A 12,391-nucleotide genomic window follows, 5' to 3' on the forward strand; every position below is an offset into this window, starting at 1 on the left:
TTAAGAAGGGTTCAGGCTACACACCTGACGATGCTCTCATTGCTCTTATGCGAAAGACATTGCACGATGAACTCTACCCGTATACCCGGGCAGTCAAAGAGCATCTCAAGAGCATCCGATTTTCTCAGAGGTTTGACAAGACCATTCGAACACAAGAGGAAGAATATCATCTCTATATGCTCGAAATCGAACTTACCAACCGAATATATCGGGAAGCTTTTCGAAAAAGTGACTACAAGTTTGCACTCCTCCCCCACTGTCTGAGAGATTTTAGATCACGGTGCGATTCAGTCCCCGGAGACATGGAGTATGTTTGTGTGGGTTGCACTAAGGATTGTTTCATTCGTCTCGGCAGCCGTCTGCTTAAGAAATACGCTATCGAGCCCTACATATCTATAACGATAGACCAGGAGAAACTCTTCAGAAGGCTAAAGGAGGAACATCCGAATATCGGAGCATTCGGAATTGCTTGTATCCCGGAGCTGGCTCAAGGCATGAGGCTTTGCTCCAAACTTGGAATCTCTCCCATCGGGATACCGCTGAGCGCCAATCGGTGTGCAAGGTGGATGAAACAGGCTTATGAGACCTCATTCAGCCTTGGAGAGCTGGAAGAATTGATAAAATAAACTCTTGCCCGAGATACACTGCACCTGATAACCTGCACGAAAAAGAACCCTTCGGGAATGAAGATTATTGGTTAAAACATGTTCTGACCGGTGGAACCTGCAAGAAACAAGACTTGACTCTCCCCGACACCTGTTGTGAAATTTTCTGTTGTCAGAATTTTCTTGACGGAATGTTCAAGACAATGCTACTATAATCATAGAATTTTGGAAGTTTTTGCGTTTATGAGGCCACAAAGACTTTTGATCTTGTGGCCTTTTTTGTTGGCATCTTCTGAGATTTGAGTCTATAGAAAAGGAGGTAAAGGAAATGGAACAAGGAACCGTAAAATGGTTTAACGACACCAAAGGTTTTGGCTTTATTACAAATGAAGACGGAAGCGATGCGTTTGTCCACCACTCGTCCATCCAGGGTAATGGCTTTAAGAGTCTTGCCGAGGGTGACAAGGTGAGCTTTGACCTTGAAAAGGGTCCGAAAGGCCCCAAGGCGATCAATGTAGTCAAGCTGTAAATGACAGAGGAAGGCTCCTTTCCGTAGAAGGGAGCCTTCCCAAATTGTCATTCTGCCCGGCACGAAAGGAGTTACTGAAATGACCAAAGGAAAAGTGAAATGGTTCAACGAATCTAAGGGCTTTGGCTTTATAGTGAGAGACGACGGTTCCGATGTCTTTGTCCACCAAGCCTCAATCCAAGGCAATGGACCGCAATCCCTTGCTGAAGGCGACATGGTGAGCTTTGAGGTCGAGAAGGGCCCCAAGGGTCCAAAGGCAATCAAGGTCGTCAAACTTTAAGCCACCAGAGGCTCCTTTTTTCTGCAGGGGGTCTTCATGTGAAAGGTAAGAATAAGAATATGAACTACCGTGAAAAAAGTGATGCAAGGATGGAGAGGACCCGTCACAGGATTGAGGCAGGCCTTATTTCGAAACGCTTCCCGGAGGTCTCACGCATCGTAGTGGATATGAGACACACCAGGAAAGGAATGATGCCGCTTCCTTTATTGAGGACGCTCCATTTTTCAGCCGACAGTCATGCATATTTTCACGTTGAATGCCTGAACAAGGATTGCAAAGATTGTATAAAGGGGTTTGATTTGGACTTGGTCATCGCGTCGATGGTGAGAAGTCATGCATCATCGAAAGAGGGTGAGTTGGATTGTAAAGGAGATGGGCTCACTTCAGGTGATGTGCACATTGCCTATAAAGTTACGATCCAATATATCGGTAAAAAAGATGACTTGCGAACTATCAGGCGATAGCAGGATCAATGTCCATCCGTCTCTCTATGAGCAGGTTAAAATATGGGTATTTCTGAGGTAACATAACACTCTTCGACTCGACTCCATCCAAGAGAGTGCGGGAGAGAGTAAATACACAATCGCAAGCCTGACCCCTTTGTTCTCTTCGGACGACCGAGGAGGAAGGCAGCAAAATAGGGGATGTGTCCCTGATTAATCCGCTCTCTGCAAGCTTCTTGGTGGACTTGTAGGTCGTGTGCCTGTCCAGATACTCGCTCACAGGAAGTCCGTACTTCCTTATATAGCGTTTAAAGCTGTCCATCGCAGGCTTCGTCCCCTCATGATCATAGAACCTGCCAAAGACCTCATTGGTGGCATCATCGATATAGCCCATGAGCACAAGCTCCGACCCCCTGCCTTCGAGCCAGTCATGATGAGAGCCGTCCATCTGAACCATCTCGCCAAAGCACTCCTTCCTCGGCCGCCACTGCCGGTGCCCAGATCTTCTTCGTCTCCGCTTCCATAAGCCCGCCTCCACAAGCCACTTCCTCAGCGTCTCCTTGCTTATGACGATGCCCTCACTCTCTGAGAACTTCTCCGAAGCCAGCGTAGGGCCAAATTCGCCATACCTGCCCCTGTACAGACCTAACACCTTCTCCCTGACCTTCTCTGAAAGTTTCCTCTTCGATGGCTTCCCACGAGCTTTATGAATAATTCCTGTTTCACCTTCTTCTCTTACCACCCTTACCAGTCGCCGCACCTGCCTTTCGCTGATCCCCACCATCGAGGCAGCTACCTTCTGCGTTATGCGCCTGTCGATCGCCTCCTGAATCACCTTCAACCTCTTTACTTCCTTTAACCTCATCTGGATAATGTCCTTTCCGGCCATCACTTTCTCCCTTCAAAAGGGAGAAATTATAACCTCCGATTAGGACATTTTCATTTTGCTACTTTAGGACATTATCACTTTGGCGGGACATTAGGCCGCCAATTGCAGGTCATTGTCGTTTCTGATATCCATGCCATCTCGCAGGAATTTCGTGAACGTATCGTTTGAGGGGGCAGTTGCGAGAAAATTCGGGAAGGCATTTCTCAGGGGAGGCACTGCCAGGGACACTTCCCACAATTATTAGATCGGCGTCGCGCTTCTCCCTGGTTTCATCCGTAACACGCCCTCCGACATTACCTGTCTGTACCGTCGACTTCTGTGAGGATCGATGCTCGGTCGGAATAGGACATTTCTACTTTTGCTTGACAGTCCATTGCCCACTCATTGACTTTTTACGGGGCGTTGGTGTTTAATAAGTGTTCGGAGGTGAATAAAAATGTACGCGATCATAGAGACCGGTGGAAGACAGGTTGCGGTTGCTGCGGGCGACACCGTGAAGGTCGACAAATTGTCATTAGAGCCTGGAACGGGCATACAGATCGATAGAGTGCTCGCAGTTGTGGACGGGACAAAGACTGTCTGTGGGTCGCCGTATGTCTCCGGTGCTGAGGTCAAGGCCGAAGTTGTCGGCACCATCAAGGAAAGAAAGGTCCTTGTCTACAAGAAGAGGCCGCGCAGGGTCTACGAAAAGCTCAGAGGACATCGGCAGCCTTATACGGTTGTGAAAATTACGGAAGTGAACGTCGGAGGGTAGAGATGGCACATAAAAAAGGAGTGGGCAGCTCAAGAAATGGTCGTGACAGTCAGGCGAAGAGGCTCGGCGTAAAGAGATTCGGAGGCCAGTTCGTTCGCGCCGGGAATATCCTTGTCAGGCAGAGAGGTACACAATTCCATCCGGGAAACAATGTAGGAGCCGGCAGGGACTACACTCTGTTCGCAAAGATTGACGGTGTCGTGACCTTTGAACGGAAAGACAGAGATAGGATGAAGATAAGCGTATACCCTCTCCCAGAAGCATCTGCGGCAAGCTAGGGTAAGGCAAATTACAGAGCATCGGCAGAGGCGGGGTCACCCCGCCTTTTTTGTTTATCGCAAATGATGGCAAGGAGTTCTCTGTAATCGGAAGGATTGTTCTTCGGGGAGGGAGTTTTGTGTGCAGTTTGTTGATTATGTAACGATCCGCGTGAAAGCAGGGCATGGAGGAAGGGGCTGCGTAAGCTTCAGGAGGGAGAAGTATGTTCCGAGAGGAGGGCCGAACGGGGGAGACGGGGGGAGGGGAGGGCATGTCATTCTGAGAGCAACAGCTCAACTGAATACCCTTCTTGATCTGAGGTATCAGCGCGAATATGTTGCAAAGCACGGCGAACACGGCATGGGGAAGAATATGCACGGAAGAGACGCTGAGGATGTGGTCATTCCGGTTCCTGTCGGAACGATCGCAAAGGATGAGGGCACGGGTGAAGTTCTCGCGGACCTCGACGAGGAGGGGAAGGAGGTACTGGTTGCCAAAGGGGGGAGAGGGGGGCTCGGCAACCAGCATTTTGCTACCCCGGTGCGCCAGGCGCCCCGCTTCGCACAGGGCGGAGAAGAAGGCGAGGAGCGCCGCCTTATCATTGAACTGAAGCTCCTTGCCGACGTCGGACTCATCGGACAACCGAATGCCGGCAAATCTACGTTGATCTCGGTCATCTCCTCTGCACGGCCGAAAATTGCCGATTATTCCTTTACGACCCTGGTGCCGAATCTCGGGGTTGTGAAGCGGGACAGCATGAGGAGCTTTGTTGTTGCCGATATCCCGGGTCTCATTGAAGGCGCGCACAAAGGAGCAGGACTGGGCTTTCAATTTCTCCGCCACGTTGAGCGGACATCGATGTTGCTCCATCTCGTTGATATTTCTGTGACGGCACATGGAGATCCGGTGGAAGCTCTTCAGAAGATAGACAAGGAGCTTAGACTTTACAGCGAAGATCTCGTGAAAAAGCCTCAGACCGTCGTAGCCACGAAACTCGACGCAGCAGACAGGGAGAGACTTGACAGACTTACGGGATACTGTAATGATGAGAAGATTCAGGTCTTCGCCATATCCGCAGTGACGGGCGAAGGAGTGGAGACACTCATAACGTATGTGGGAAGAGCATTGGAAGGACTGGTGAAACATGAGAAGCTATCTCAAAATTAGTTCTCGGTTTAAGGCTGTCATTCCCGCAAGCGGAGCGCGTCGGGAATCTTTCTGAAAACAAAGAAAGATTCCGGACAAGCCGGAATGACACAAGCATCGAATATCATAAGGTTGCAATTTTGGGATAGGTTCTGGGGTTAAGATGAAGATTGTCATAAAGATAGGAAGCAATATTCTGACTTCTGAACACGGTGGCCTCGACATGGAGAGGATCGGTGTCCTTGCAGATGAGATATCCTCGGTCAAGGATGCAGGCAACGAGGTGGCCGTGGTGTCCTCGGGCGCTGTTGCCGCCGGTATGAAGAAGCTTGATCTGAAGGAGAAGCCAAGGGATATCGTACTCAAGCAGGCTGCCGCAGCTGTTGGTCAGTCAACCCTCATGTGGGCATATGAAAAGAGCTTCAATGCCCATGACCAGAAGGTCGCCCAGATACTCCTGACACGGGACGATTTTTCAGACAGGAAGAGATATATCAATTCGAGGAATACCCTCATTACCCTCCTTTCCTTTGGGATCATACCAATCATCAATGAGAATGATACCGTCGCCTCTGATGAGATACGCTTCGGGGACAATGACCATCTCGCCTCCCTCGTATCAAGTCTCATCGAGGCGGAGCGGCTCATCATCCTTTCGGATGTTGACGGGCTTTTTTCGGATGACCCGAGAAAAGACCCTGACGCAAGACTTATCGAGGTCGTCGATGTGATCACGCCCGAACTCGAACGAAAAGCTGGCGGGTCGGGTACCATGGTCGGAACAGGCGGCATGTATTCGAAGGTACTCGCGGCAAAGAGGGCTGTGAACAACGGGATTGCCGTAAATATCATAAACGGAAGGAAGGCGGGAACCCTGCATTCGCTCCTCCAAGGGCATCATCGCGGCACAGAGTTCAAGACCATGAAGACCAGGATGTCGTCTAAGAAGGGCTGGATCGCCTATGGAACCAGGGCAAAGGGAAGCCTGACAATCGATGACGGTGCAGTGAGGGCACTGGTTCAGGGAGGGAAGAGTCTTCTTCCATCAGGGATTGTGGCCCTTTCGGGAAGGTTTGAGTCCGGTGATGCCGTCTACTGTAATGATTTTTCCGGGAAGCGCATTGCAAAGGGTCTCGTGAACTACGCCTCTTCCGAGGTGGAGAAGATTCGTGGAAAGAGGACCTCGGAGATCGAGGAAATCCTCGGTTACCGCTATACGGACGAGGTCATACACAGGGACAACCTCGTATTGCTGTGAGGGCCAGCCTACATCATTCATCATGTTGTCTTATTGGGTACTGACATCCGCTTCTTGGCGAGAGAGTAACCCTCCGCGGCTATTGCGACGGCGTTGTCCTAAAATTGCTCTGTCCCGAGCACGTGCTCGCTTCCGCATGAGCGAACCGACCCAATATTCCCGAGTCTTGCCTGCGAAGCGAAAGCCAGTCCCCGAAGTTTATGAATTACGTGAAGGAGCGGAGCGGCCCGCATTCTCGATGCCCGGCTTCCCGCGGGTAATGGGTTGCCGGCGAATCGGACGTTAACTCCGAAGCCCGCGAATTATGTGGGCTGGGATCTTTTCCTGAGCGGCTTTTTTCTCCTTCCATCGATGAGATGATAGAGAGCCAGGACAGGATGCCGGTAAGTCATACGGGGACCTGAATACCGCATTACCGTCTTTACCTTCTCTCTCATTTCCGGTATATAGCAATGGACAGGACAGTTGGCGCAGGTTGTCTTTCCCTCCTGAAAGGGACAGTTCTCGAGGCGAAGGAGTGCATAGTCCAGGAGGCCCTTGCACTCAGGGCACACCATGCCTTTTGTTCCATGATGATCATTGCAGTAGAGTCTCACCATAGCCTTGATGGTCTTTTCTTCTCTGGCCATCCTCGGTTGGTTAACGGCCATGGAAGCTCCAGCGGTGCATGACAACCTGAAGCATACAATTTATGCCAAATTCGGCAGTTGGAAGAGCAGACTTGAGCGACTTTGCTCGTACTTCGTTGCCGTTCTAAGTGCGTTTCCTACATTCATGATCTTGCCTTCAGCAGTTCCCGCGCCTTGGCGAATATCTCGATGCAGGCTTCGCTTGCATAGTCCCTGTATGTGAAGAGATGGGGCCGGTATCTTCCTTTGGTGTTCACAAGGGTCAATTCTGCGAAGATGCCTTTGCCGATATAGAGTCGGTGCGAATAGTTCTTTGTTGATGCAAGGACAACCTTGGAGAGGGTCATGTATCCGGGGTCAATGTTGATCTTCCTCTTCCCCCCCGTTGACAAGCGCTCTTCAATTTCATCCGTCGTCTGTTTAATCTCGGGGAGTCTCAGAGGATCGATCCTGTCTCTAAAAAAGAGAAAGGTCCTCGTTATTGGCCATCCGAGTTCGTCCCTATAGTATTCTGAGTTCTTCCATTCCAGGTCGGGGCTCTCGATCGCAATCTCTCCAAAGAAACCTTTCAGTTCTTCTTTTGCCAAGAGAAAGACCTCGGGATTTTGGTACAGAGTCCCTGCAAAAAGGATCGTAGCCTCAACAGGGGATGATCTTTTCATTACCTCATGTACGGTTCGACATGGCGAAGATCATTCCTGGAGGAGGGACGATATGAGGGAGAGCGCCTTCGGACTATTCCAGTCGGCAGGTCCTATCACCTTTTCCCTGAGGACCCCTCTCTTGTCGACGACATAGGTCTCAGGAACGCCTGTAACACCATAGGATCTGGCCGAGCGGCCATTAATATCCATAAGCACGGGGAATTCATACCCTTGCTCCTTCATAAAGGCCCTTGCCTTCTCGTAGTCGTCTTTATAGAGGACGGTGAGCATGCGGAAACCTCTCCGGTCCTTCAACTGGTTGTACAGGCCCTCGATGGAGGGCATTTCGTCCTTGCACGGCTGACACCAGGATGCCCAGAAATTGATGAATACCACGGATCGCCTGAACTCTGAGAGGAGATAGGTCTTCCCGGCTCCATCGCGCAGTTCTATCTCAGGTGCTTCAAGACCAACTGTGGATGATATGCGGGATGTCTCTTCCTTTTTGACACCGAAGATGATTACCGCCAGCCCTGCCAGAAGAATGAGCAGCAGGATGATTGCCCTTGATTTCAAGAGAGAGTCCGGCGGGGTCAGTTGACCGAAAGCATGGCTGTCTCTTCAGCCTCAACAAATACCGGGGTATCTACCTCGATAACGACCCTGATGCGCTGCGGACCCTTGAATCTTCCTTTCAAGAGAGCCTCGGCGAGAGGATTTTCTATCACTTTCTGTATCGCCCTGCGCATGGGTCTTGCACCATAGGCAGGCTGGTAGTGTTTGTTGATGATCCATTCCTTGACGGCCTGATCGAGTTCAATGAAGAGCTCCTGCTCTATGAGCTGTTTGTTGAGCTCCTCGACGAGAAGATCGATGATGGACATGAGATGGTCTTTTTCCAAGGGATGAAATACAACGATCTCGTCGACACGGTTGAGGAATTCGGGATTAAAGGTCTTCCTCAGTTCGTTCAGGACACTGTCCTTTATCTTCTGGTACATATCTTCCGATTTGGCTTTATGAAAACCGAGGGGTGTTGCCTTCTCCATGATCCTCGCCCCGAGGTTTGAGGTCATGATGATGACCGTATTCTTGAAGTCGACCTTTCTCCCGAAACTATCGGTAAGGACGCCTTCGTCCAGGACCTGGAGGAGAATGTTGAATACGTCGGGATGGGCCTTCTCGATCTCGTCGAAAAGGACGACGGAGTAAGGCCTCTTCCGAATCCTCTCGGTCAGCTGTCCCCCTTCCTCATAGCCGATGTAGCCGGGAGGAGCGCCTGTTAAGCGAGATACGTTGAACCTCTCCATGTACTCGGACATATCGATCTTGACGAGGGCGTTTTCGTCGTTGAAAAGGAATTCTGCAAGGGCCTTTGCCAGCTCGGTCTTTCCCACTCCTGTGGGGCCGAGGAAGAAGAAGGAGCCTATCGGCTTCTTCCTGTCCTTCAGGCCCGAGCGTGAACGCCGTATCGCCCTGGAAATGACCTCGATAGCCTCATCCTGGGCAATAATCCTGTCGTGAAGGGCCTCTTCCATACGGATGAGTTTTTCCGATTCCTTTTCTTCAAGTTTAAAGAGCGGCACACCCGTCATTTTTGATACCGTATACGCCACATCGTCAACGGTGACGACAGGTATTTCTTTGTTCATGTTCTCTTTCCAGCGTTTCTGCATCTGCTCGTACAATCTCTTGAGTCGCTCTTCCTCACCCCGGATGAAGGTCGTCCGCTCAACGTCATGAAGTTTTACATAGAGATTCTTTTCCCTCGACAGTCGCAGGAGTTCCTGTTCCATCTCCTTCATTTCACTTGGAGGGGTTGAACGCTTCAATTTGATCCGCGAACCTGTTTCATCGATGACGTCTATTGCCTTGTCAGGGAGATAGCGGTCGCTGATGTAACGGTCGGACAGTTTCACTGCCGCCATAATCGCATCCTCGCTCATCTTGACGCGATGATGTGTCTCGTAGCGGGACTTCAGGCCTTTGAGGATGTTTACCGTTATGTCCGTAGACGGCGACTGTACATAAATCGGCTGGAAACGCCTCTCCATGGCCTTGTCTTTCTCAATGTACTTCCGGTACTCATCAGGGGTTGTGGCGCCGATGCACTGGATCTCGCCGCGGGAAAGCGCGGGCTTGAGCATGCTCGACGCATCAACAGAACCCTCTGCAGCACCTGCCCCAATGAGGGTGTGCAATTCGTCGATAAAGAGAATCACGTTGTCCGACTGCGTTATCTCCTTCATGACGATTTTGAGCCGCTCCTCAAACTGGCCCCGGTACTTCGTCCCTGCAATAAGGGCCCCGAGGTCAAGGGAAATGATGCGTTTTCCTAAGAGGTTGTCAGGGACGTCGCCGGTCATGATGTTTTGTGCAAGACCCTCAACGATCGCTGTCTTCCCGACACCGGGTTCACCAATGATGACAGGATTGTTCTTGATCCGTCTTCCCAGTATCTGGAGAACACGCTCGATCTCATCTTCTCTGCCGATGACGGGATCCAGTTTCCCGGCTTTTGCAAGCTGGGTAAGATCACGGCCGAACTCGTCAAGGGCGGGGGTTGAACTTTTGCGCTCCTTGACCTGCGTCTGGGTCCTCAGAGAAAGGTTGATCGTCAACTGGCGCGCGCCGAGAAGATTCGCGCCGAAATTCCTCAGAATTTTACCTGCGATTCCTTCTTCCTCCCTGATGATGCCGAGAAGGAGATGTTCGCTTCCGATATAGTTATGGCCGAGGAGGCGGGCTTCTTCGACTGCCAGTTCCAAGACTTTCTTCGCACGCGGCGTAAAGGGAATATCTCCGAAGGTCAGAACATTTGTTCCTGCAGGGAGGTTCCTTTCTATTTCCATATAGAGGTCCTCGACGGAGAGCCCCATCTTTTTGAGGATAGCAACATGAAGGCTGTCTTCTTCTCTCAGAAGGGCGAGAAGAAGGTGTTCGGTACCGAGGTAATCGTTCTGTCTCTTCTCCGCCTCTTCGCGGGCATAGATGATTACCTTTCTTCCTCTCTCGGTAAACTTCTCAAACATTGCTACCTCCTGGATTCATGATACTGCTTTTCTGTGGCGAATGTCAACCGGAGAAGAGGCCTCAAAGGTTGAATCGGTAAGGGATCAGAGGATATCTGAGAGCGAAGAATAAAGAGAGAACCGTTTCACCGAATTTCGCGTGCGTTCCCGCAAGGCACGAGTCTCACAACATCTTGGGAAAAGGAAGCAGTGCTCCGAAGAAGACCGACCATCATTCCGCGGTATAGTTGATAAGATACTTGGCTGCCACTGCCTTGAGGGAAGCCTGACCCGGCAGACCCTTGCGGAGCGACCGTAACGTATCGAGATCAGACTTCCAGACGACATCTCCGGGGGCTATCAGTGAGACGCTGCCCGGAGCGTGCTCTGCGGAGAGGGCGTCATCCTTGAAATAATAGGGAGCGTCCTCACTGAGTTCTGTGGGGAAGGACCGCATGAAGGGAGGGAAATCACTTGGCCTGAACCAGAGCTTGATTTCCCGTTCAGCTTCTCCGACGCTTGCTGAGGCATGGATGAGATTATCCATGCGCTCGCCGATCTCCCTGCCCCCGGCGTCCTTGAGAGGAACCACCGTTCCCAGTGCACGAATGCATCCCGGTCTTGTTTCCCTGGCCACATGAGGATTCGTGGGGCCGCAGATGTCCCGAATCTTCTTCACACCCTCCTCACCCTGATAAACGAGGGCGATCACTCTGCGCCCCCGAGGCTCGTCCGGATAATGAATGAGTCCCCGAATATATTCAATGAGCGAGGGATAGAATACCTTCCCACGGTGTTCTGCATAGTGTTCTTCCGCAAGCATCTTGCTTACGTGGACGATCTTTGCCCCGGCAAAACGGAGACCGGTATGAAACTCAGACAAGAGAGAGAGCACGTACCCTGTCAAGGAGTTCTTGAGGGCGTCGGGTTTGATCAGTACCAAAGTTTGCTCGATGTTTTCTTCGGAGATTTCTTTATCCATATCCATGACGTTTCTTTCTGTTCTTAGATGCCGAGTTTCTCCAAGAGCGACGTTACCGAGGAAACGGATCTGTCGAAGTCCGCTCTTTCTTCCACGTTCAATTTCAGTTCTACCACCTTCTCGACACCGGTCTTGCCGAGGACGACAGGTGCGCCGACATAGACGTTCTGAATGCCGTATTCACCCTGGAGATAAACGGCACAGGGGAGGACCCTCTTTTCATCAAGGAGTATGGCCCGTATCATCTCACAGGTCGCAGCGGCAGGAGCGTAGTATGCGCTGCCCGTCTTCAGGAATGCAACGATTTCAGCTCCGCCCTGCCTTGTCCTCTTTATGAGGGAGGCAATCTTTTCCGAGGGCAACATATCCGTTATCGGCACGCCCTTTACGGTTGTGAAGCGGGGCATGGGAACCATCTGATCGCCATGACCTCCCATCACGAGGGCCTCGACGTCGGCGGGAGAGACGCCGAGTTCAAGAGAAAGAAACGTCCTGAAGCGGGAGGAGTCAAGAACACCACCCATCCCGATCACTCTCCTGTGATCAAACCCGGAGACCTTCCAGGCGAGCTGGGCCATCACATCCATCGGATTCGTAACAACGATCAGAACGGCACGAGGAGAAAGCTTCGCTGATTCCGCAACAACCTGTTTTACAACGTTGGCATTAGCGATAAGGAGGTCATCCCTGCTCATGCCTGGTTTTCTGGGGAAGCCCGCAGTCAAAACAATAAGGTCCGAGCCTTCAGTCTCCCTGAACGAATTGGTTCCTGTCACAGAAACAGAAGAATTCCACAGGGGACATGCCTCGGCTATGTCGAGGGCCTTTCCCTGAGGCACGCCTTCTGCGATATCGAAGAGGACAATATCCGCGATACCGTCACGGGCTATAAGCTGTGCAGTCGATGCGCCTACGTTGCCGGCTCCTAGTATGGACACTTGCGCTCGCATAGGGTCCTACGAC

The 12,391-nt window shown here is 51.3% G+C and carries 14 protein-coding genes; 7 read left to right on the top strand and 7 right to left on the bottom strand.

Translation table 11 applies throughout. The annotated features are described in order from the left end of the window. The 3 genes from VFG09_06320 to VFG09_06330 all read left to right on the top strand — a co-directional run. Positions 1–626, top strand: a 626-nt coding sequence (locus VFG09_06320) for a DUF116 domain-containing protein (GenBank protein ID HET6514760.1), incomplete at its 5' end; no start/stop codon positions are given. Between the two features lie 307 nt (positions 627–933). Beyond that, on the top strand, positions 934–1,134 hold the full coding sequence (locus VFG09_06325; protein ID HET6514761.1) for a cold-shock protein: 201 nt from the start codon (positions 934–936) through the stop codon (positions 1,132–1,134). A gap of 79 nt (positions 1,135–1,213) precedes the next feature. Beyond that, positions 1,214–1,414 carry a cold shock domain-containing protein gene (locus VFG09_06330; protein ID HET6514762.1) on the top strand — a complete coding sequence of 67 codons (201 nt, stop codon included), beginning with the start codon at positions 1,214–1,216 and terminating at the stop codon, positions 1,412–1,414. Between the two features lie 453 nt (positions 1,415–1,867). Here VFG09_06330 and VFG09_06335 read toward each other — a convergent pair whose 3' ends face one another. Next, complete coding sequence (locus VFG09_06335; protein HET6514763.1) at positions 1,868–2,746, bottom strand: helix-turn-helix domain-containing protein; 879 nt, start codon at positions 2,744–2,746, stop codon at positions 1,868–1,870. A gap of 436 nt (positions 2,747–3,182) precedes the next feature. On the opposite strand from VFG09_06335, the gene rplU reads away from it, so the two are divergent. The 4 genes from rplU (at position 3,183) to proB (ending at position 6,162) form a co-directional block, all read left to right on the top strand. Continuing rightward, positions 3,183–3,500, top strand: coding sequence for a 50S ribosomal protein L21 (gene rplU, locus VFG09_06340; protein ID HET6514764.1), 318 nt, complete (start codon positions 3,183–3,185; stop codon positions 3,498–3,500). Positions 3,501–3,502: 2 nt separating this feature from the next. Next, positions 3,503–3,778, top strand: coding sequence for a 50S ribosomal protein L27 (gene rpmA / locus VFG09_06345; GenBank protein ID HET6514765.1), 276 nt, complete (start codon positions 3,503–3,505; stop codon positions 3,776–3,778). Positions 3,779–3,899: 121 nt separating this feature from the next. Continuing rightward, positions 3,900–4,925, top strand: coding sequence for a GTPase ObgE (gene obgE / locus VFG09_06350; GenBank protein HET6514766.1), 1,026 nt, complete (start codon positions 3,900–3,902; stop codon positions 4,923–4,925). A gap of 142 nt (positions 4,926–5,067) precedes the next feature. Further along, the gene (gene proB, locus VFG09_06355; protein ID HET6514767.1) at positions 5,068–6,162 is read left to right on the top strand and encodes a glutamate 5-kinase; all 1,095 of its coding nucleotides are present in this window, start codon (positions 5,068–5,070) and stop codon (positions 6,160–6,162) included. A 302-nt stretch (positions 6,163–6,464) separates the two neighbouring features. Here proB and VFG09_06360 read toward each other — a convergent pair whose 3' ends face one another. The 6 genes from VFG09_06360 to mdh all read right to left on the bottom strand — a co-directional run bounded on the left by VFG09_06360 (position 6,465) and on the right by mdh (position 12,378). Beyond that, positions 6,465–6,812, bottom strand: coding sequence for a nitrous oxide-stimulated promoter family protein (locus tag VFG09_06360; GenBank protein HET6514768.1), 348 nt, complete (start codon positions 6,810–6,812; stop codon positions 6,465–6,467). A 122-nt stretch (positions 6,813–6,934) separates the two neighbouring features. Continuing rightward, on the bottom strand, positions 6,935–7,453 hold the full coding sequence (locus VFG09_06365; protein ID HET6514769.1) for a DUF4416 family protein: 519 nt from the start codon (positions 7,451–7,453) through the stop codon (positions 6,935–6,937). 30 nt (positions 7,454–7,483) lie between these two features. Further along, positions 7,484–8,011: a TlpA disulfide reductase family protein gene (locus tag VFG09_06370; protein HET6514770.1), complete on the bottom strand. Its 528-nt coding sequence runs from the start codon at positions 8,009–8,011 to the stop codon at positions 7,484–7,486. Positions 8,012–8,028: 17 nt separating this feature from the next. Then, on the bottom strand, positions 8,029–10,467 hold the full coding sequence (locus tag VFG09_06375) for an ATP-dependent Clp protease ATP-binding subunit (GenBank protein ID HET6514771.1): 2,439 nt from the start codon (positions 10,465–10,467) through the stop codon (positions 8,029–8,031). Positions 10,468–10,678: 211 nt separating this feature from the next. Continuing rightward, positions 10,679–11,434, bottom strand: coding sequence for a nucleoside-diphosphate kinase (locus VFG09_06380; GenBank protein HET6514772.1), 756 nt, complete (start codon positions 11,432–11,434; stop codon positions 10,679–10,681). 17 nt (positions 11,435–11,451) lie between these two features. Beyond that, a complete protein-coding gene (gene mdh, locus VFG09_06385) occupies positions 11,452–12,378 on the bottom strand; it encodes a malate dehydrogenase (protein ID HET6514773.1) in 927 nt (308 codons plus the stop codon). Positions 12,379–12,391 lie beyond the last annotated feature (13 nt).

It is taken from the genome of Thermodesulfovibrionales bacterium, assembly GCA_035686305.1.
Classification (GTDB): Bacteria; Nitrospirota; Thermodesulfovibrionia; order Thermodesulfovibrionales; family UBA9159; genus DASRZP01.

Excerpts from the sequence above, each read along its gene's own strand:
- VFG09_06325 (HET6514761.1), top strand. The coding sequence starts at position 934 with ATGGAACAAGGAACCGTAAAATGGTTTAACGACACCAAAGGTTTTGGC.
- VFG09_06330 (HET6514762.1), top strand. The coding sequence starts at position 1,214 with ATGACCAAAGGAAAAGTGAAATGGTTCAACGAATCTAAGGGCTTTGGC.
- VFG09_06335 (HET6514763.1), bottom strand. The coding sequence starts at position 2,746 with ATGGCCGGAAAGGACATTATCCAGATGAGGTTAAAGGAAGTAAAGAGG.
- rplU (HET6514764.1), top strand. The coding sequence starts at position 3,183 with ATGTACGCGATCATAGAGACCGGTGGAAGACAGGTTGCGGTTGCTGCG.
- rpmA (HET6514765.1), top strand. The coding sequence starts at position 3,503 with ATGGCACATAAAAAAGGAGTGGGCAGCTCAAGAAATGGTCGTGACAGT.
- proB (HET6514767.1), top strand. The coding sequence starts at position 5,068 with ATGAAGATTGTCATAAAGATAGGAAGCAATATTCTGACTTCTGAACAC.
- VFG09_06360 (HET6514768.1), bottom strand. The coding sequence starts at position 6,812 with ATGGCCGTTAACCAACCGAGGATGGCCAGAGAAGAAAAGACCATCAAG.
- VFG09_06365 (HET6514769.1), bottom strand. The coding sequence starts at position 7,453 with ATGAAAAGATCATCCCCTGTTGAGGCTACGATCCTTTTTGCAGGGACT.
- VFG09_06375 (HET6514771.1), bottom strand. The coding sequence starts at position 10,467 with ATGTTTGAGAAGTTTACCGAGAGAGGAAGAAAGGTAATCATCTATGCC.
- VFG09_06380 (HET6514772.1), bottom strand. The coding sequence starts at position 11,434 with ATGGATATGGATAAAGAAATCTCCGAAGAAAACATCGAGCAAACTTTG.
- mdh (HET6514773.1), bottom strand. The coding sequence starts at position 12,378 with ATGCGAGCGCAAGTGTCCATACTAGGAGCCGGCAACGTAGGCGCATCG.